Source organism: Corynebacterium sp. (assembly GCF_030532715.1).
In the GTDB taxonomy this organism is placed as follows: domain Bacteria; phylum Actinomycetota; class Actinomycetes; order Mycobacteriales; family Mycobacteriaceae; genus Corynebacterium.
Genome location: NZ_JAUNKO010000001.1, coordinates 232761 through 251979, shown reverse-complemented (window position 1 = coordinate 251979; position 19219 = coordinate 232761). Strand labels below are relative to the sequence as shown.

General features: G+C 62.1%; 23 protein-coding genes. 18 read left to right on the top strand and 5 right to left on the bottom strand.

What is annotated here, in order from left to right; all coding sequences use genetic code 11:
- The first annotated feature begins 23 nt into the window (after positions 1 to 23).
- Positions 24 to 281, top strand: a complete 258-nt coding sequence (locus Q4D83_RS01190; RefSeq protein ID WP_303172248.1) for a hypothetical protein — start codon at positions 24 to 26, stop codon at positions 279 to 281.
- Here Q4D83_RS01190 and glgX read toward each other — a convergent pair.
- Positions 272 to 2503: a glycogen debranching protein GlgX gene (gene glgX / locus Q4D83_RS01185; RefSeq protein WP_303172247.1), complete on the bottom strand. Its 2232-nt coding sequence runs from the start codon at positions 2501 to 2503 to the stop codon at positions 272 to 274. The genes Q4D83_RS01190 and glgX overlap by 10 nt on opposite strands.
- An 11-nt stretch (positions 2504 to 2514) precedes the next feature.
- The gene (locus Q4D83_RS01180) at positions 2515 to 3084 is read right to left on the bottom strand and encodes a TetR/AcrR family transcriptional regulator C-terminal domain-containing protein (RefSeq protein ID WP_303172245.1); all 570 of its coding nucleotides are present in this window, start codon (positions 3082 to 3084) and stop codon (positions 2515 to 2517) included.
- A 136-nt stretch (positions 3085 to 3220) separates the two neighbouring features.
- Between Q4D83_RS01180 and Q4D83_RS01175 the strand changes: the two genes are divergently transcribed.
- The 4 genes from Q4D83_RS01175 (at position 3221) to Q4D83_RS01160 (ending at position 5579) form a co-directional block, all read left to right on the top strand.
- On the top strand, positions 3221 to 3847 hold the full coding sequence (locus Q4D83_RS01175; RefSeq protein ID WP_303172244.1) for a hypothetical protein: 627 nt from the start codon (positions 3221 to 3223) through the stop codon (positions 3845 to 3847).
- Between the two features lie 99 nt (positions 3848 to 3946).
- A complete protein-coding gene (bioB, locus tag Q4D83_RS01170) occupies positions 3947 to 4957 on the top strand; it encodes a biotin synthase BioB (RefSeq protein WP_303172243.1) in 1011 nt (336 codons plus the stop codon).
- Positions 4957 to 5205: a hypothetical protein gene (locus Q4D83_RS01165; RefSeq protein ID WP_303172242.1), complete on the top strand. Its 249-nt coding sequence runs from the start codon at positions 4957 to 4959 to the stop codon at positions 5203 to 5205. The genes bioB and Q4D83_RS01165 overlap by 1 nt, the downstream gene beginning before the upstream one ends.
- On the top strand, positions 5202 to 5579 hold the full coding sequence (locus tag Q4D83_RS01160; protein ID WP_303172240.1) for a hypothetical protein: 378 nt from the start codon (positions 5202 to 5204) through the stop codon (positions 5577 to 5579). Before Q4D83_RS01165 ends, Q4D83_RS01160 begins: the two co-directional genes overlap by 4 nt.
- 26 nt (positions 5580 to 5605) lie before the next feature.
- Here Q4D83_RS01160 and Q4D83_RS01155 read toward each other — a convergent pair whose 3' ends face one another.
- The 3 genes from Q4D83_RS01155 to Q4D83_RS01145 are packed head-to-tail and all read right to left on the bottom strand — an operon-like array spanning position 5606 to position 8723.
- Positions 5606 to 6598, bottom strand: a complete 993-nt coding sequence (locus Q4D83_RS01155) for a YbjN domain-containing protein (protein WP_303172239.1) — start codon at positions 6596 to 6598, stop codon at positions 5606 to 5608.
- Between the two features lie 40 nt (positions 6599 to 6638).
- On the bottom strand, positions 6639 to 7655 hold the full coding sequence (locus Q4D83_RS01150; RefSeq protein WP_303172237.1) for a hypothetical protein: 1017 nt from the start codon (positions 7653 to 7655) through the stop codon (positions 6639 to 6641).
- Between the two features lie 57 nt (positions 7656 to 7712).
- Positions 7713 to 8723 (bottom strand): YbjN domain-containing protein, encoded by a 1011-nt coding sequence (locus Q4D83_RS01145; RefSeq protein WP_303172235.1) that lies wholly within the window; start codon positions 8721 to 8723, stop codon positions 7713 to 7715.
- Between the two features lie 220 nt (positions 8724 to 8943).
- Between Q4D83_RS01145 and hisD the strand changes: the two genes are divergently transcribed.
- The 13 genes from hisD to lgt all read left to right on the top strand — a co-directional run bounded on the left by hisD (position 8944) and on the right by lgt (position 19084).
- Positions 8944 to 10266: a histidinol dehydrogenase gene (hisD, locus tag Q4D83_RS01140; protein ID WP_303172853.1), complete on the top strand. Its 1323-nt coding sequence runs from the start codon at positions 8944 to 8946 to the stop codon at positions 10264 to 10266.
- A gap of 9 nt (positions 10267 to 10275) precedes the next feature.
- Positions 10276 to 11361: a histidinol-phosphate transaminase gene (locus Q4D83_RS01135; protein ID WP_303172233.1), complete on the top strand. Its 1086-nt coding sequence runs from the start codon at positions 10276 to 10278 to the stop codon at positions 11359 to 11361.
- Positions 11358 to 11957, top strand: a complete 600-nt coding sequence (gene hisB / locus Q4D83_RS01130; protein WP_303172230.1) for an imidazoleglycerol-phosphate dehydratase HisB — start codon at positions 11358 to 11360, stop codon at positions 11955 to 11957. The genes Q4D83_RS01135 and hisB overlap by 4 nt, the downstream gene beginning before the upstream one ends.
- Complete coding sequence (locus tag Q4D83_RS01125) at positions 11958 to 12125, top strand: hypothetical protein (protein WP_303172227.1); 168 nt, start codon at positions 11958 to 11960, stop codon at positions 12123 to 12125.
- 1 nt (position 12126) lies between these two features.
- Entirely contained in the window at positions 12127 to 13338 is a 1212-nt protein-coding gene (locus tag Q4D83_RS01120) for an MFS transporter (RefSeq protein WP_303172224.1), read from the top strand.
- 20 nt (positions 13339 to 13358) lie between these two features.
- On the top strand, positions 13359 to 13991 hold the full coding sequence (hisH, locus tag Q4D83_RS01115; protein WP_303172222.1) for an imidazole glycerol phosphate synthase subunit HisH: 633 nt from the start codon (positions 13359 to 13361) through the stop codon (positions 13989 to 13991).
- 18 nt (positions 13992 to 14009) lie between these two features.
- A complete protein-coding gene (gene priA / locus Q4D83_RS01110) occupies positions 14010 to 14744 on the top strand; it encodes a bifunctional 1-(5-phosphoribosyl)-5-((5-phosphoribosylamino)methylideneamino)imidazole-4-carboxamide isomerase/phosphoribosylanthranilate isomerase PriA (RefSeq protein WP_303172221.1) in 735 nt (244 codons plus the stop codon).
- 4 nt (positions 14745 to 14748) lie between these two features.
- Positions 14749 to 15534 (top strand): inositol monophosphatase family protein, encoded by a 786-nt coding sequence (locus Q4D83_RS01105; protein WP_303172219.1) that lies wholly within the window; start codon positions 14749 to 14751, stop codon positions 15532 to 15534.
- Positions 15535 to 15558: 24 nt separating this feature from the next.
- Positions 15559 to 16329: an imidazole glycerol phosphate synthase subunit HisF gene (gene hisF, locus Q4D83_RS01100; RefSeq protein WP_303172218.1), complete on the top strand. Its 771-nt coding sequence runs from the start codon at positions 15559 to 15561 to the stop codon at positions 16327 to 16329.
- Positions 16322 to 16684: a phosphoribosyl-AMP cyclohydrolase gene (hisI, locus tag Q4D83_RS01095; protein ID WP_303172216.1), complete on the top strand. Its 363-nt coding sequence runs from the start codon at positions 16322 to 16324 to the stop codon at positions 16682 to 16684. Before hisF ends, hisI begins: the two co-directional genes overlap by 8 nt.
- On the top strand, positions 16684 to 17337 hold the full coding sequence (locus Q4D83_RS01090; RefSeq protein ID WP_303172215.1) for a TIGR02234 family membrane protein: 654 nt from the start codon (positions 16684 to 16686) through the stop codon (positions 17335 to 17337). The genes hisI and Q4D83_RS01090 overlap by 1 nt, the downstream gene beginning before the upstream one ends.
- 78 nt (positions 17338 to 17415) lie before the next feature.
- Positions 17416 to 18225, top strand: a complete 810-nt coding sequence (trpC, locus tag Q4D83_RS01085) for an indole-3-glycerol phosphate synthase TrpC (RefSeq protein ID WP_303172213.1) — start codon at positions 17416 to 17418, stop codon at positions 18223 to 18225.
- Between the two features lie 13 nt (positions 18226 to 18238).
- Positions 18239 to 19084 (top strand): prolipoprotein diacylglyceryl transferase, encoded by an 846-nt coding sequence (gene lgt / locus Q4D83_RS01080; protein ID WP_303172210.1) that lies wholly within the window; start codon positions 18239 to 18241, stop codon positions 19082 to 19084.
- Positions 19085 to 19219: the final 135 nt, after the last annotated feature.

Here is a 19219-nt window from a genome sequence, read left to right as displayed (position 1 = left end):
GTCCTTTCCTTATAGTGGTGATTATGAAGATTTCATTTTCAGCCAACGAATTGACCATCGGCGAATTGCGCAAGCTTATTGACGCCGTGGATGCCATCGGCCTGCCTGATACCACGCCCGTTGCCGTGGCGGACGAGGAGCTTGTGGTGGACGTCAGCGGCAAGCGCGAGGTCCGTGCGGAACGCCGCCCGCTGCGCCCGAGCGAGGCGCCGAACCCCATTGACCCCGCCGTGCGCCGCGTACGCGACGCGTTCGGCGACGTGCTGCGGGATTACTTATAGCGGTCAGCAGGGTCGTTGTATTCGTCCTTGCTTGCTTTGATCGCCGCGGTTTTCTCGTCCTGAGCGGGGGGCTCCAGCTGCTTGAGCAGCATCGTCGAACGGGCCGGCACCTCCAGGGTGCCACCTGCGGCGATGATTTCCTCGGCGAGGGGGTAGCCGGTTTCTTCCGTGGTGTCCACGATGAGTTTCCAGCGGCGGCCAAACCGGGCATCGGGGAGGGTAAATTCAATGCTCTCGTGGTAGGCGTTGAAGCACATAATGAACGAATCATCGGTAATGCGCTGCCCGCGCTCGTCTGGCTCGGTGATGGCGTTACCGTTGATGTACACCATCAATGATTTGCCGAAGCGGAAATCCCAGTCACCTTGGGTCATCATCTTGCCCGACGGCACCAACCAGGCAATGTCACGCTGGGTGAGGTCGTCGTCGCCGAGCGGGCCGCCGGAGAAGAACCGGCGCCGACGGAACACCGGGTGGTTTGCGCGAATTCGCAGCAGGCGCTTTGTAAACCCGTGCAGCGTGGCGTTATCTTTCACCTGCGCCCAGTCGATCCAGCTCAGTTCCGAATCCTGGCAATAGACGTTATTATTCCCGCCCTGGGTGCGGCCCATCTCGTCCCCATGGGCGATCATTGGCGTGCCCTGCGAAAGGAGCAGCGTGGTGAGGAAGTTTCGGCGTTGCTGCGCGCGCAATTGCAGGATTGCGGGGTCGGTGGTGACGCCCTCCACGCCGCAGTTCCACGACCGGTTGTGGCTTTCCCCGTCCCGATTGTCCTCGCCGTTGGCCATGTTGTGCTTGTGGTTGTAGCTCACGAGGTCGTTGAGGGTGAAGCCGTCGTGCGCGGTAACGAAGTTAATCGACGCCGTGGGCCGTCGCCCGTTGTTGGCGTACAGGTCCGAAGAACCCGTCAACCGGGAGGCAAATTCCCCCAGGGTGGAGTGCTCGCCGCGCCAGAAGTCGCGCACCGTATCACGGTATTTGCCGTTCCACTCCGTCCACTGCGGTGGGAAATTGCCCACCTGGTAGCCGCCCTCGCCGATGTCCCAAGGCTCAGCGATGAGCTTGACCTGGCTGACGACGGGGTCTTGTTGAACAAGGTCGAAAAATGCGGACAGGCGGTCGACGTCGTGCAGCTCACGCGCCAAGGTGGAGGCCAGGTCGAAGCGGAAACCATCGACGTGCATTTCGGTGACCCAATAGCGCAGGGAATCCAAAATCAATTGCAGCGAGTGCGGGTGGCGCACATTGAGGGAGTTGCCGGTGCCCGTGTAATCCATGTAGTGCCGCTTGTCGCCGTCAACGAGGCGGTAGTAGGCGGCGTTATCAATACCGCGGAACGCGATAGTGGGGCCCATATGGTTGCCCTCGGCGGTGTGGTTGTACACCACGTCCAGGATCACCTCAATGCCCGCCTCGTGGAAGGCGCGCACCATGCCCTTAAACTCCGACACCGCGCCGCCCGGCTTGGTGGAGGAAGCGTAATCCTGGTGCGGCGCAAAAAACCCAAACGTGTTGTAGCCCCAATAATTGCGCAACCCGAGCTCGCGCAGGCGATCATCCTGCAAAAACTGGTGCACCGGCATCAGCTCGATGGCGGTAATGCCCAAATCCTTCAAATAGGCAATGATCGAAGGGTGCGCCAATCCGGCATAGGTGCCTCGCAACTTCTCGGGCACATCCGGATGCGTCATGGTCATGCCTTTGACGTGGGCCTCATAGATCACCGTTTCGTGGTAGGGGATCTTCGGCGCGCGGTCGGAAGCCCAATCAAAAAATGGGTTAATCACCACGGATTTCATGGTGTGGTGCAAGCTATCCTCGGTATTGCGCTTGCTTAAGTCGCTGGGGTCCGAAATATCGTAGCTAAACAGCGAGCGGTGGCCGTCGAAACTGCCGTCGAAGGCCTTCGCATACGGGTCAACCAACAACTTGTTTGGGTCGCAGCGGTGCCCGTTAGCGGGGTCGTAGGGGCCATACACGCGGTAGCCGTACCGCTGGCCCGGCTGCACACCCGGCAAATAACAGTGCCAAATGTGCGCATCAACTTCCTCTAACGGGATGCGGGTCTCATTGTCCTCTTCATCGATCAGGCACAGTTCTACCTTTTCAGCGATATCGGAGAACAGGGCAAAGTTGGTGCCCGCACCGTCATAGGTGGAGCCCAACGGGTAGGCGTTACCCGGCCAGACTTGATAGGTCGTTTCGTTGGATGAGGGACTCATGGTCCCATATCTTAACTGCCTTTTGCCTCAAGCCCTGCCAAGATCAGGTCGATGCCGCAATTAAACACCCGGGTGCGGTCCGCGGGGGCATCGACAGCCGTGCCCGTGGCCTCCGCTAATTGCGTGGCAGTTTGTTCGCTGAGCGTGGCGCCGGTGACAAAATACAACAGGGTAAGTGCACCGTCATGACGTTCCTGGTCCGCCAGCGGGGCCGTCCCCAACGCCTGGCCAATCAATTGTTCGAGTTGCAGGCGGAGGGCGGAGTCGCTGCTGAGCGCGGCGATCACAACCTCCGCGCCGTCGCGGTGCGCTTGCATGGCGCCCCGCAGCGAGCGGCACGTGGTGGCCACCGCGGTGCGCCAATCGTGGGTACCATCGTCGGTGCTGTGAAACGCGGCGGGCTCAATAATTCGATTCGCAATCGCCGCGATTAGCGCTTGCTTGTTCGGAATATGCCAATATAATGCGCCAGGTGCGACTGATAAACGCTTGGCAACTCGACGCATGGTCATGTCGGCGAGGCCGTATTCATCCAAAATTTCGATGGAGGCGTTAATGATCGAGTCTTTTGTCAACTGCACAAGCTTTAATCGTAGTCATATCCCAAGTTTTATGGGGGAAGACTGCCAGAATCGCCGCGTTGCCAGCATTGTGGCTGGCCGCGCGTTTGGTAGGCTAGTCGTACTTGAACCGGAAAACCCGTAGTCAGGAGTCCAATTGTCCGTTCAATCTTTCACTCGAACCCGGCAGGCGGTTGCGGCCTCAGCGCTGGTGCTGCCATTAGTGCTGACGGGATGTGGTTTGTTTGGCGGCGAAGAAAACCCCAGTACCACTGCGTCGAGCTCGAAGAGTTCGACCGCTGCGAAGTCTTCATCGTCCGTGAGTAAGTCTGAAACTTCATCGGAGGAGTCTTCGAATTCCCCGAGCGAGGAACCGAAACCAGAAGACAAGCCAGCGGAGGCGCCCCCGACGAATGTGGAGATCCCGCAGCACGCTCCGATTGAAGGCGGTTCGCCCGCGAGCCCGGAGGATGCGGCGGCTATTCAGGCGATGGTGAACGGAATGGCGAACCCTTCGACTACCCGCCAATTCTTCGGTTACATGATTGATAATACGTGTCGGCGTGCGTTGGAAGCGCAGGGCGGATTGGGGCCGCAGGACCTCAACCAAATTCCGGATGCGGAGATTCCGCCGCACCAGCGTCCTACGGTGAACTCCGTGTCGGACATTAAGGTTGATGGTGATACCGCCTCGGCGACGGTGACGTCTACCGCCGAAGGCAAGCAAGAGACCTTCACCATGCGTATGCTGCGCGAAGATGGTACGTGGAAGATGTGTAACTAGGGTTTTGGCCTACCCCGCGACTTGAACGATGTTCACAGTGCGGGGTATCGTCATGCGTGGCTCACACCACAATCCCCATTCGAAGGAGGCCGCGCGCACATGACTCGCCCCGAGGCTACAGACATTCTTGAGATTGCCCGCGAAAAGGTACTGGGCAAGGGCATCGGCCTAGATCAGCAGGAAACGCTCCAGGTGCTGCAACTTGGGGACGACCGCCTGCAAGAACTGCTTACGCTCGCCCACGAAGTCCGCCTGAAGTGGTGCGGCGAGGAAGTAGAAGTTGAAGGCATTATTTCCTTAAAGACGGGTGGCTGCCCCGAAGACTGTCACTTCTGCTCCCAATCCGGCCTGTTTGAATCCCCGGTTCGCGCCGCCTGGCTGGACATCCCCGGCCTCGTCGAAGCCGCGAAGCAAACCGCGAAGTCCGGCGCCACCGAGTTCTGCATCGTGGCAGCCGTGAAAGGCCCTGATGAGAACCTGATGTCGCAGATGGAGAAAGCCGTCGCGGCGATTCAGGCTGAGGTGGATATTCAGGTCGCGGCGTCGATAGGCATTTTGACGCAGGAGCAGGTGGACAGGCTGGCCAAGGCCGGTATCCACCGCTATAACCACAACCTGGAAACCGCACGTTCATTCTTCCCAAACGTGGTAACCACCCACACGTGGGACACCCGCAGGGAAACGTTGCGCATGGTGAAGGAAGCCGGGATGGAAGTGTGCTCCGGCGGCATCCTGGGCATGGGCGAAACTCTCGAACAGCGGGCCGAATTTGCGGCGGATTTGGCGGCGCTGGAGCCGGACGAAGTGCCCATGAACTTCCTCGACCCGCGCCCCGGCACCCCGTTCGCCGACTATGAAGTCATGGACACTGCCGACGCCCTGCGCGCCATCGGCGCGTTCCGCCTCGCGCTTCCGAAAACCATCCTTCGCTTCGCCGGCGGCCGCGAACTCACCCTCGGCGATCTGGGTTCGGAGCAAGGCCTGCTCGGTGGCATCAACGCCATCATCGTGGGCAACTACCTGACCACGCTGGGCCGCCCGCAGGAACAAGATTTGGACATGATCGGCAAGCTGCGCCTGCCCATCAAAGCACTCAACGCAACGGTGTAATGGAAAGCGACGAACTTTTGGTGGCGTTGCTCACAGACGAGCCGCCCGTATACCACCCCAACACCGGCCAACGCATTGCGGACGGCGCGGAAATAAAACTCTCGCCCTCTGCCCGCGCCGGCCTGGAAGCCCCAAGGTACTGCCAGCTCTGCGGCCGCCGCATGGTGGTGCAGGTGCGTCCCGACGGCTGGGATGCGCGTTGCTCCCGACACGGCACCGTCGATTCGGCGTATCTTGGTCAACGATGATTGCAAGACCAGTTGGAACCGCCGCCGGAATGCTCCTGATCACCTTGCTCGCCGGAGTGATCACTGGCGTGGTGGTGCGCATACTCCCACCATTGGGCGCTAGCCCAGAATTCGCCGCGTTCGCCCTGATTGTCGCCGCGAACGCAATCATGGGTACCACCCTGGGTGCGCAGGCTGCCCGCCGGTTAGGCATCGGGGCGGCGGGCGCCACGGCGGCGATTGTGTGTGCGATCGGAGGGGCGTGTGCCCTGGTCGCCGGGGTGGGACACAACCCGGGGGCCGCAGCACTCGCACTGGGGCCGGTCATGGCGGCGATGGCCTATTGGTCCGCCATGGTCAGCGCACACACGGAGCGCGCTGCCGCCGAAGCGTGACGCACCGCGCCCACCGGCGGGGTTGGTTATTCCGGCCAGTCCACCGCGGAGGTTCCGGTGGCGTTCGTACTGATAATGTCCACCGCGCTGAGCAATGATTGCACAGACACCGCCACGGTGTGAATCAACTGCGCGTCCGTCAGGCCGCGCGCGATGGTGGTGGTGTATTCCACATGTACTTGCAGGCCGTCGTCGTCGGTGTGGCAAAAGGCTTTGGATGCGATCCCGCGTTCGTTCCACTCATTGCACACCAAAAATAGGCGCATGAAGTCTTTTTCGGGGTCCATCCCGGGCAGCCAATACGCCCGCACCAACAGCGTCGGCCCATTGTCGATGAAAAAGGTGCAGATCACATCGTTGAACGCGGTAATGAGGCGTTGTTCGTCGAGGTCGTTGCGTGGCGTGCCCAGATGCTCCAATGCGTCGCGGATGCGTTCGAGGGTGACGGGGTAGGGGGTTTGGTTGTCCGCATCCATAACGTCCTGAGGGGTGATGTGTTGTTTGGTGAATCCGGTGGCTTTGTCCGGCTTGGGCGAATCCTTGCCGGGAAGTTTCTCCGCCCGTGCGCGCTCGTCTTCGCGTACCAGTTCCACTTCGGAACCGGTGTAGGCAAGCGCGGGGAACGCCGTAAGGAAATACTGCACCGCCAACACCGCGGTTTCCGACGCCGTGGTGATAAACGCCTTCAGCTGCTCCGGCGTGACTCCTGCCTCAATGGGGAGGGAGCTGCGGAACTTGAGTACCACGGCCGCATCGTCGGTAATTTCCAGAAAGGCGGCTGGGCCGATGCGCTTTTCGTTCCACATGGTGATCAGCCGGGCGGCCTCCTTGATCTGCGAAAATTCCAAGCGGTTGCGCATGATCGACAGCACCACCAGATGCTCCGCGCTTTCCACACCGATGTAAGCGATGCTGCGATGATCCGGCCACGGGAACGTGATGCGGTCGTCGTGGACGGAGTGGCCGAGCCCAAGCTCGGCGGTGGCCATCGCGACGTCGACAAGTGATGGAATCTCCATACCCGTATTCTAGAGAGCCAACCGCGCCGATGCGGCGACCTCACAGCGGCCAGTGCACCGCCGAACTCCCCGTCGCCTCAGTGCTGATGTGTTCGATAGCCGCGAGCGTGTTGCTAATGCCCACGCGCAGGGTGTTCATGAGCTGCGCCTCACCCAAGCCATAGCGCAACGCAATGCTGTAGTACGCGTTGATGTGGATGCGCTCCTCGGCTTCGATCGTGCACGACGCCTTCGTCGTGGAGGCGGACTGGTTCCACACACTGCACAACGCCACAATCGGGATGAAATGCTCATCCGGGTGCAGGTCCGGAATCCACTTCGCTTCAATCACCAGCGCCTGCGGGTTCGGCTCCGGATCTTGGTCGCGGGTGATACGAAACGACATATACAGCCCGCCAATCTTGGCAAGCAGATGCGACTCGTGCAGTTGATAGTGCAAATCGCATGGCCCATAGCGCCGCAAAATCGCCTCGATGCGGCGCGGGGTTACTTGCGAAAGCTCCGGGTCCAGGACCAGCAGGTATTCCAGCTGCCGTGACTCGGTCTCCCAGGTGGTCAAAGCGTACGGGTTTGGGGTGATTTTCTCCCCAATGCCCTGCGCGTATTCGGCGTCCTGTTCGAGTGCGGTTTCGTCTTCGTGCGCGCGGCCCAGGGTGGGGAATTGAAACATGCAATGCTCCACCGCCGAATGCGTGGTGTGCAGCGAGGTTTCCAAAAACGTATCCAGCTGCTGTGTTGCCACACCCGCGGCAATCGGCATGGAGGTACGAAACGCGATGGCCAGCGAGGAATCATCCTGCGGTTCCAGCAGCGTGGTCAGCCCCACAAACTTCGAGTTCGACCAGCTCACCGCCTGTGCCACCACCGCAAAATCCGCGGCGGGCAGGTGGTTGCGCAGCACTGAATGCACCACCAAGTGATCCACCGTTTCGTGGGCGAAGAAAATCACGGTGCAATAGTGTTGGTTGGAGATCACAATGTGGTCTTCTTCCACGCGCGGCAGGGTGTCCGTGGCGTAAATATAGTCCGCGATATCGGTGATGGATGGAATGTGCATGGGTGTCCTCACGAAGCTTTAGGAAACTTTTACGGAAACGTGTGCGCGGGCGGTGGATCAATTCGCCCAGGTAACAACGCTGGCGCCGTCCCCGGTCGTGCTGAGATGCTCCACGGCGGTGAGAATATTGCTCAGCCCCACGCGCAGCGCTTGGGCCAGTTGTGCCTCCGAAAGCCCCCGCGTCATGGCAACCGTGTATTCGACGTTGACCAACGGCAAGGTCGAGTTTGTTTCCGAACAATACGCGGTGGTCGTGCGGGAAGACTGGTTCCACTCGTTGCAGAGCGTAAACACCCGGGCGAAATCTTGGCCGACTTCCGAGGTGGGCACCCAATGCCCGCGCAGGATCAGCGCCGGCCCGGGGGCGACGGAAACGTTAAACATGACGTTGCAAAAGCTCATCATCAGATTGTTGGCATCCACGGCGATATCCAATTCTGTGGAACCCAACTCCGTGAGCATCGTACGAATCCGGGGCAGCGTCACCATAGAAATGCCCTCTAGGAGTTCATCGTCCGTGCTCATCAGCCGTTGCATAAAGCGCGCCTCTTCCGCCAGCCGCCGCGGGTGTTCCGGCAATGTGGGTGCCTTGGCCGCGAGTTTCGCCGCGTATTGCTGCGCTAGGGCCGTTTTTTCGCTCAGAGTCAGCTGGCATTTCAGGCTAGGGAATTGCTCGATAAAGAATGTTGACGCCTCGTGCGCGATGTCGCAGGCATGCCCAATCGTGGCCGTCAGCTGATGTTGCGTAGTGCCCGTAGCCACGGGGAATGCGGTGCGGAACCCGAGTTCGGTGGAGGCAGCGGCGTCGTGAATCTTCGCGGTGGCGGTGAGGTCCACGTGCGCGAGGTTCCATGTGGAGGCCGCCTGCGTCGCGGCGTGCAATTGCGAAAAATCCAGCCGGTTGTACATCACCGACTGGATGAGCAAATGGCCGACCGTTTCCTCCGAAAAATAGAAGACGGTAAAGAAGTCCTCCCACGCGAACGCGATGTAGTCTTTGCCCCGAATCGGGTCTACATCGTTGCTGCGGGCGACGAGCGTGACATCGAACAGCGTGGGTATTTTCATGCGCTTATTCTAGGCTCAAACCGGCGGGGGACTGGGGGGATCCCACCCCGCCCGGCGTGTTCGCAACACTGCTACCGTCGCGCCCGGCGGTTTCCGTTCGGTCGCTGGAGGATGCAACTGTTGTTTGCGCATCCGCACTGCCTACAATGAGGAACCTGGTGGCTAACTTCAGCCCGGAAAGCATGCGTGAGTGGTAGGGAGCGTCAAGCCCATGTCGAAAATGTTGAGCGTTGTTGACCTACGTGGTCGAACCCCATCCGTTGGTGAGTTGCGCCGCGCCCTCCCGCGCGGCGGCACCGATGTTGATGCGGTTGTTCCGATAGTCCAACCCGTGGTGCAGGCCGTGGTGGCCAATGGCGCGGAGGCCGCGCTCGAATACGGGGAGCAATTCGATCACGTGCGGCCCGCGTCCGTGCGCGTGCCCGCCGAGGTGCTCGCCGCCGCGCTGACAAACCTGGATTCGAACGTACGGGCAGCCCTTGAAGAGAGCATTCGCCGCGTGCGGATCGTGCACGCGGCACAGCGGCCGCATACCCACACCACGGAACTCGCGCCCGGGGGATACGTGACGGAGAAGTTTCTGCCGGTGCAGCGAGTGGGGTTGTACGTGCCTGGCGGTAACGCCGTGTACCCCTCGAGTGTGATTATGAATGTGGTGCCCGCCCAGGAAGCAGGCGTGGAAAGTCTCGTGGTTGCCTCGCCTCCGCAGGCCGATTTCGGCGGCTGGCCGCATCCGACGATTCTTGCGGCGTGCGCGTTGTTGGGCGTGACGGAAGTGTGGGCGGTCGGTGGGGCCCAGGCCGTTGCGCTGCTCGCCTACGGGGACGAGGCGCACGCCGAGCAGCTCGCGCCGGTGGACATGATTACCGGCCCCGGCAATATTTACGTGACCGCCGCGAAGCGGATTTGCCGGAGCGTGGTGGGTATCGACGCCGAGGCGGGCCCCACCGAGATCGCCATCCTCGCCGACGACAGTGCAAACCCCATCCACATCGCCTATGACCTGATCAGCCAGGCGGAACACGACGTGATGGCGGCCAGCGTGCTGGTGACGGATTCGCCCGAATTGGCGGAAGCCGTGGAGCGGGAAGTGGCGGCGCGGTATGGGGTTACGCGCAATGCGGAGCGGGTGAAGCAGGCGCTCAACGGCCCGCAGTCCGGCATCGTGCTCGTCGATGGTATGGACGCCGGAATCCGCGTCGTGGACGAATACGCCGCGGAGCATTTGGAAATTCATACGCACAATCCGCGGGAGGTTGCGGAGCGCATCCGCAACGCCGGCGCCATTTTCGTAGGAACGTTCGCGCCGGTGCCGTTGGGGGACTATTCGGCAGGGTCGAATCACGTGCTGCCCACCTCGGGTTCCGCGCGCTACAGTTCGGGGCTTTCCACCCACACGTTTGTCCGCAGCGTGCACCTGATCGAGTACGACGAAGCCGCGCTGAAAGAGCTGGCCGCGACCGTAGTCACCCTCGCCGACGCCGAGGATTTGCCCGCCCACGGCGAGGCGATCCGCGCGCGGTTCGAAACTCTGGAGGCGTAACCGAATACCATGAGCATCACTTTGGCAGACCTACCGTTGCGCGCTGAGCTGCGCGCCAAACAAGCCTACGGCGCGCCCCAATTGGACGTGTCGGTGCGGCTGAACACCAACGAGAATCCGTATTCGCCATCCCCGGCGTTGATCGCAGATTTGGTCGATGAGATCGCGGGCGTTGCCGCCGGATTGAACCGCTATCCGGAGCGGGACGCGGTAGCGTTGCGCGAGGCGCTGGCGGACTATGTGACCGACCAGACCGGCGTGGCCGTGACCAAGGACCACGTTTGGGCCGCCAACGGTTCGAACGAAATTTTGCAGCAATTGTTGCAGGCATTCGGCGGGCCGGGCCGCACGGCGCTTGGGTTCCAACCAAGCTATTCCATGCATCCAATTCTGTGCTCCGGTACCCACACCGAATTTTTCTCGTGCGACCGCCGCCCGGATTTCACCATTCCCATGGACGCCGCGCTCGAAACCATTGCCGAACGCACGCCGGACGTGGTGTTCGTGACCACGCCGAACAACCCCACCGGCACGGTCACCTCGACGTCCGAACTGCGCCAGATTCTCGACGCCGCGCCCGGCATTGTCATCGTCGACGAGGCCTACGCGGAGTTTTCCGCCGCGCCTTCCGCAACTACCCTGCTTGCCGAATACCCCACCAAGCTGGTGGTGTCGCGCACCATGAGCAAAGCGTTCGATTTCGCCGGCGGGCGGTTGGGCTACTTTGTGGCAGATCCCGCGTTCGTCGAAGCGGTGCTGCTGGTGCGTCTGCCGTACCACCTTTCAACACTGTCGCAGGCGGCGGCCATTGTGGCGCTGCGGCATCGAAAGGACACCTTGGCCACCGTTGCCACGCTGGTTGCGGAGCGCCGTCGAGTGGTGTCAGCGCTGGAGGCGTTGGGCTATCACGTGGCCGATAGCGAGGCTAACTTCGTCATGTTTGGGCACTTTGACGCCGCGGCCGCAGCTTGGCAGCGGTTCCTCGATCACGGGGTGTTGGTGCGCGACGTCGGCGTCCCAGGCTACCTGCGGGTTACTATAGGCACACCCGAGGAAAACGACGCGTTTCTCAACGCAGCAAAGGAAGTCCGATGAACCGCGTGGGGCGCAGCAGCCGCAAAACTAGCGAGTCCGACATCACCGTGGAAATCAACCTCGACGGCACCGGGGTGACGGACATCGACACCGGGGTACCGTTTTTTGATCACATGCTCACCGCCTTTGGCGCGCACGGGTCCTTCGACCTGACGGTGCATGCCACGGGAGATACTCACATCGATGCGCACCACACCGTGGAAGACACCGCGATCGTGCTGGGGCAGGCGATCTACCAGGCGCTGGCAGACAAGCGTGGCATTCGGCGCTTCGGTTCCTGCCAGCTGCCTATGGACGAGGCGCTGTGCGAGGCCATCGTGGACGTCTCCGGGCGGCCCTACTTTGTGGTGACCGGGGAGCCGCCGCAGATGTTGAGCGCGGTCATTGGCGGACACTACGCCACCGTGATTAACGAACACTTTTTTGAAACGCTGGCGGCGAATGCGCGCATCGCGTTGCACGTGCGCTGCCACTACGGTCGCGACCCGCACCACATCACCGAGGCGGAGTTTAAAGCGGTGGCGCGGGCACTGCGCGCCGCTACCGAGCCGGACCCGCGCGCCACGGGTGTGCCATCGACCAAGGGAACGCTCTAGATGGAATATTCCTGGCTGATTTACCTGCTGTTTGCGGTTGCCGGGCTGTTGGTCGGCGGCACCTGGTCCGCCTACCAGGCCGGGCAGCGTGTGCTCACTTTTATCCTGGCCTTGTTGGCTGCCCTTGCCGCTGCGACGGCGCTGTTGTGGTTGTTGGGCGCGATGTAGCTTGACCGTTGCGAATGTGCCCGCGCCGAGCCTGTGGCGGGCGCCGGGGTTTGTGCCCACGCTCGTCGCGGTGGCCGCCGCGTTTGGCAGTTGGGGGTTGCTGCTGCCTGTGGTGCCGCTGGCCATCCTGACCGCCGGGGGTTCGAATACGTTGGCGGGCGCGACGACGGGCGTGTTTATGGCGGTGACCGTGGCCACCCAGATTGTTACCCCGTGGGCATTACGGCGCTTCGGCTACACCCCGGTGATGGTGTTCGCCGCGATGATGCTCGGGTTGCCTGCCGTAGGGTACGCGATTACCGACGCCGCGGTGGCCGTGCTGGCGCTCTGCGCACTGCGTGGCATTGGCTTCGGCGCGCTCACCGTCGCGGAATCGGCGCTGGTGGCGGAGCTGGTGCCGCGCCACCAGCTGGGGCGGGCAAGCGGGTCGCTGGGATTGGTTATCGGCTTTGCCAACCTCATCGGACTGCCCGCGGGCCTGTTCCTTTTTGAGCATTTCGGCGCGACGTTGGTGTACGTGCTGGGCGCGGCGGTGGCGCTGATCGCAGCCGTGATGTGCCTTGCCATCCCGCGCCGCCGCGCGGCCGTCGTCCCGTCCCACACAAACACAGCGACGAAGGTGTATTCGGTTGTCGTGGTGGTTCCGGCGGCCGCAATCGGCGCGACCGCCATGGGCTTCGGCGTGATTTCCGCGTTCCTACCCGCCGCTATCACCGGTGATCTTGGAGGTCCCGCGCCCGTGCTCACCGGCGTCACGTTCGCGGTGCTTGGTGGCGCGCAAATGGTGTCGCGGTTTGCTGCGGGCGTGATCGCAGACCGGCGCAACCGCACCGGTTCGCTGTTGCTTGTTGGGTTGCTTGCCAGCTGCGTGGGCCTCGCATTGTTGTGCGTGGCGCTCAATGCCGCAGGGCCAGGCTGGTTGGTGGTGGTTGCCGTGGGCTGCTTCGGCGCCGGTTTCGGGGTTGTGCAAAACGAGGCACTGTTGATGATGTTCGCCCGCTTGCCGCAAGAGCGCATTTCCGAGGCGAGTGCGCTGTGGAACATGTCTTTTGATGCGGGCACAGGGGCTGGCTCACTGGTGCTGGGGATGGTGGCGGCCCGGCTGGCCTACACCGGTGCGTTCGCTGCCGGTGCGATGATCGTGGCGTGCGCGTGTGTGGCGGCCGTGGCCGAGTTTGGGTTTGCGCTTCTTCGAAGGGGTATGCGGGGCTAGGACGCGCTAGAATCTTCACCATGCCAACAAGAGTCGCCGTGCTTGATTACGGTTCCGGTAACATCCGCTCAGCCGCCCGTGCGGTAGAACATGCAGGCGCGCGGGTGAAGGTGACGCACGATCCCCGCGAAGTTCTCGCAGCCGACGGTTTGCTGGTGCCCGGCGTGGGTGCGTTTGCCGCATGCATGGCGGGCCTCGAGCGCGTGCAAGGCGCCCGCATGATCGGGGAGCGGCTCGCCGGCGGTCGGCCCGTCCTTGGCATTTGTGTGGGTATGCAAATTTTGTTCGAGCATGGCGTGGAGCACGGTCACGATACCGCCGGCTGTGGCGAATGGCCGGGAGTGGTCACGCGTTTGAGTGCGCCGGTGCTGCCGCACATGGGTTGGAATACGGTTCGCGCGCCCGAGGGCTCGCAAATGTTCGCGGGCATCAGCCCGGCGGAACGGTTCTATTTCGTGCATTCCTACGGGGTGCGCGATTGGGAGTTCGATGACGATGGCCTGACCACCCCACCGTTGGTGACGTGGGCTACGCACGGGTGTGACTTTGTGGCTGCTGTGGAAAACGGGCCGCTGTGGGCTACGCAGTTTCACCCGGAAAAGTCCTCCGAAACGGGGCAAAAGCTGCTGCGGAACTGGTTGGCGAGCTTTTAGCGACTACACTTGAGCGCCATGAGTCTCACACTTCTCCCCGCCGTTGATGTTGTTGATGGTCAGGCGGTTCGCCTTCACCAAGGCGAAGCCGGAAGCGAAACCGTGTACGGTACGCCGGTGCAGGCGGCGTTGAATTGGCAGGAGCAAGGCGCCGAATGGTTACACTTCGTGGACTTGGACGCCGCGTTTAACCGCGGGTCTAATCACGAGCTTATGGCGGAGGTGATCGGCCGGTTGGACATCAATGTGGAACTCACCGGCGGCATCCGGGATGACGCGTCCTTGGCACGGGCACTGGCCACTGGCGCGCGTCGCGTCAATATCGGCACCGCCGCGCTCGAGCACCCCGAGTGGTGCCGAAGCGCCATTGAACGTTATGGCGATCGCGTGGCAGTGGGGTTGGACGTTCGGCTCATTGATGGGCAGTGGCGCACCCGCGGCAACGGTTGGGTTTCCGATGGCGGTGACCTGTGGGAAGTATTGGAACGGCTCGATGCGCAAGGCTGTTCAAGGTTTGTAGTGACCGATGTGTCCAAGGACGGCACCCTTGCCGGGCCGAACATCGATTTGTTGCGGGACGTGGCGGCGGCGACGGACGCGCCGATCGTGGCGTCCGGCGGCATCGCCACGTTGCAGGATGTGGTGGACTTGTCGCACTACGTTGATGAGGGCATTGATTCCGTCATCATTGGCAAGGCGTTGTATGAGGGTCGGTTTACGCTGGCGGAAGCGCTCGCCGCAGTAGGCCAGTAGGCATATGGACGCGCGCGAACTACTTGCTATTGCGGAGGCCGTCGTCGACGAGGCCGAACGTGTTTTCGTGGCGCGGATCGGGGCCGCGCCGGAGGTGACAAAACCCGGCGGCGATTTTGCCACCCTGGCCGACATTGAGATCGAACAACTCTTGCGCCAATTGCTCACCCTGCACACCGGGATTCCCGTGTTCGGGGAAGAGGCCGGCGGGGACCTTTATGCGGACGCGGTGTGGGTGGTGGACCCGATCGATGGGACGTCGAACTATTCCGCGGGTAGCCCGATGTGCGCCATTTTGGTGGCGCTGTTGTTGGCGGGCAGGCCGGTGGTGTCGGTGATTTCGATGCCGCTGCTGGGCAAACGCTTGTGTGCGTTTGAGGGGTCGCCGTTGATGCTCAATGGGCGCCCGCAGCCGCAGCTTGCGGAACAGCGCCCGTTGGTGGCGCCCATCGCCTTCGGTTCCATCGTTTCCCCGGTGAATTCGGCGTTTCCGACGTTGCTACGCCACGACCTGTTGGCCAAGGTTGCGGAATGCTATCCGCGGCTGCGGGTGACCGGCTCGGTGGGCGTGGATTTGGCGTTTACCGCATTGGGTATCTTCGCAGGCGCTGTGACGTTTAGCCCGTTTGTGTGGGATAACGCGGCGGGGGTGTTGGCCATTGAGGCGGCCGGCGGGTGCGTGACCGATTTGCAGGGCAACCGGTGGCAACCTGGGTCCTTGGGGCTGGTGGCGGGTACGCGTGCGGTGCATGAATCCATCCTGGGTACGATCAGAGCGTTGGAAACCTAGCGAAGTGTAAGGAGCGTGTTGGCCGTGGCTGTGGCAGTGCGTGTGATCCCGTGCCTGGACGTGGACAATGGCCGTGTGGTCAAAGGCGTGAATTTTGAAAACCTGCGCGACGCCGGCGACCCGGTGGAACTCGCTGCGCGCTATGACGCCGAGGGCGCCGATGAGCTGACGTTCCTCGATGTGAGTGCCTCCAAAGCCGGACGGGGCACCATGCTGGAGGTGGTGCGGCGTACTGCGGAGGCGGTGTTTATCCCGCTCACCGTGGGCGGCGGCGTGCGTAGCGTGGAGGACGCGGACGAGTTGCTGCGCGCCGGCGCGGATAAGATCAGCGTGAACACCTCCGCGTTGGCTCGGCCTGAATTGTTGGGTGAGCTTTCGCAGCGCTTTGGCGCGCAGTGCGTGGTGTTGAGCGTGGATGCCCGCCGCGCGCCGGGGATGCCGAGCGGTTTCGAGGTGACCACGCATGGTGGTTCCCGCGGCGCGGGTGTCGACGCCGTGGCTTGGGCGCGCCGCGGCGAAGAGCTTGGCGTGGGCGAGATTTTGCTCAATTCCATGGATGGGGATGGAACCAAACAGGGATTTGATATCGAGCTGGTGGAAAAGGTCCGAGCTGCGGTGAACATTCCGATCATTGCTTCCGGCGGGGCGGGGAACGCTGAGCATTTCCCACCGGCTGTGGCAGCGGGTGCGGATGCGGTGCTCGCGGCGTCGATATTCCACTTTCAGGAAGTGACTATTGCGGAATGCAAGCAGGCGCTTGCTGCGGCTGGGTTTGAGGTGCGGACCGGTGAGTGACAATCCCGCCGACTACGAACTCGCCCCCGAGGTTGCGGCGAAAGTGCGTTTTAACGATGCTGGCTTGGTGCCCGCCATCGTGCAGGCCGCCGAAAGCCGAGAGGTGCTGATGATGGCGTGGATGGACGCCCACGCCCTGGCGTTCACCTTGGCCACTCGCCGCGGCACGTATTATTCACGCTCCCGGGCCGAGTATTGGATTAAGGGCCTGACCTCTGGGCATGTGCAACACGTGGTTGCGGCAAGCTTGGATTGCGACGGGGACACGGTGTTGCTCGAGGTTCAGCAAACGGGTGCGGCATGCCACACTGGAACCCGTAGTTGTTTCGACGACAGGCAATTGGAGCTTGCGTAATGCGAATCGCCGCCGTGTTGCTCGGTGTGGGTGGGGCCGCCCTGTGGGGCGTGTCCAGACTCCCGTGGCTAACCGTCAATGTGTTCGATGATAAGTCTGGTGAGAGTACCCACGAACTCGTCGGCGCAGTCTGGTCCACGGAACTTACCGCGTTGGCGCTTGTGTTGCTCGCCGCCATGGTGGCTGGCCTCGTGCTGCGCCGCACCGCGCGCCGAATCATCGGCATCGTCGGCGCGGCAGCTGCAATCGCGGCGAGCTGGCAGCCATTGGCGTTGCTCGCGGGTGAACCGGACCTTGCGCGCGCGAAAAACATACTCACCTCCGGCGCGGCCACCGAGCGCGCGCAATCCCCGGTGCTGATCGCTTCGTGGGCGGATGTCAGCGGCGCGGAAGTGCACACGCTCGGGCCCGCATTGGCGTTTTGCGCGTGCGCTGTCGCATTGTTCGGTGGGGTGCTGCTGGCCATGCGCCCCGGGGCGGACACCGTGCGTTCCCGCGCCTACGAACGCGCAAGTAGCCGGCAGGAAACCCTGGCTCAAGATATGGCCGAAGCGCCCGATTCCGGCCGCGTGCTGTGGGATGCCCTCGACGCGGATATTGATCCTACGGATCCGGATGGCCCGGCCGCGGATTCGAAAAAACCTAGCGTGTAAGTTTTAGCGTTTAGCTGCGTGATTTCCGGTGTGATAGGTTGCCCCACTAGCCTGGGATGCAGGAAGAAAGGGATCGCCATGACGTCGGTATTTGACCGGATCATTGCGGGCGTAGCCGAGGATGTAGCGGCCCGCAAACTTCGCGTCCCGTTCTCTGATATTAAGGCGCGTTCCTTTGATGCGGAGCCGCCGCGGGATGCGCTGGCGGCGCTGCACGCAACTGGCTGTGGCGTGATCGCCGAGATTAAACGCGCCATGCCGCCGAAGGGCATTATCGCCGAAATTGACGCCCCTGAAGTACTCGCGCAAAAGTTCGAATCGGGTGGTGCGCGGATGATCGGCTGCCAAACAGAGCGGCGAAGATTTCACGGTTCGCTCGAGGATTTGCGTAAAGTTCGCGCCGCGGTGAGCGTGCCCGTGATGTGCCGCGATTTCATCGTGGACCCCTACCAAATCCACGAGGCTCGCGTTTACGGCGCTGATATGGTGCCGCTATTGGTGATGGCGTTGGAGCAGTCCCGCTTAGAGGCGCTGCTGGACCGGGTGGAATCCCTCGGGATGGTGGCGTTGCTGGAGGTGCGCACCCCGGAGGAGGCTACCCGCGCCTTGGCTGCCGGCGGGCGGGTCATCGGGGTAAATGCGCGTGATATTACAACGCTCAAGGTGAATCGACAGGCGTTCGCGGAGATCGCGCCCGGGCTGCCGCGCGGGATTGTGCGCGTGGCGTTGTCTGGGGTGCGCACACCGTTGGATTTGATGAGTTATGCGGGGGTTGGGGCGGACGCGGTGGTGATCGGGGAGAATCTTGTCACCTCTTCGGATCCGGTGGATGTGTGTCGCAAGCTTGTGGCAGCGGGGCAGCATCCATCGTGTCCGGCGTCACGCTAGTAGACTTTCAACAATGATGGTTGATCTATTGGCCGCAATTCCTTCGCCGCCGCAAGGGGTTTGGTACCTGGGACCCATACCGATTCGAGCGTATGCGCTATGCATTATCGCGGGGATTTTTGTGGCGGTGTGGTTGACGCGGCGTCGATACGTGGCGCGCGGCGGGGACGCAGACGTGGTGTTGGATGCGGCGATGGTCGCCGTGCCTGCGGGTATTATCGGCGGGCGGCTGTACCACGTGGCCACGGACTACGACAAGTACTTTTGCTCCACCTGCAACCCCGTAGATGCGCTCAAGATTACGAACGGTGGGTTGGGCATCATGGGTGCGGTGGCGCTCGGGGTGGCCGCCGTTGCCGTGCTCATGCGGCGCAAAGGCCTGAAACTCGCCCCGCTCGCAGACGCCGCCGCCCCCGGCATCGTCCTCGCACAAGGTATCGGTCGCCTGGGGAACTGGTTCAATCAGGAGCTCTATGGGCGCGAAACGGACGTCCCGTGGGCGCTGGAAATTTATTACCGCGTTGATCAAAGCGGTAACTTCGCGCCACTCACGGGGGTTTCCACCGGTGAGGTCATGGCGACGGTGCACCCGACCTTTTTGTACGAGCTGCTGTGGAATGTCGCGGTGTGCCTGTTTTTGGTGTGGGCGGATCGGCAGTTCAAACTCGGGCGCGGACGTGTGTTCGCCTTGTATGTTGCTAGCTATGCCTTGGGGCGCTTCTTCATTGAGTTTATGCGTACCGACGCCGCGACCATGGTCCTCGGTTTGCGCATCAATACCATCTCGTCGGCGGTGTTGTTGATCGGCGGGTTTGTGGCGTTTTTCCTGATGAAAGGCCCGCGGGAAACCAAGGTGTGACCAGATACATCGGGCGCCGAGTACAACAGCGCGTTTTGCCCGGTTGTTTTTGAATCTGCCTGCATAACGGGTGTTGTGGTTGGAGTCACCAACATCGTTGTGCCCGGTGGTTTCGTATGTCCGTGTGGCTTTACC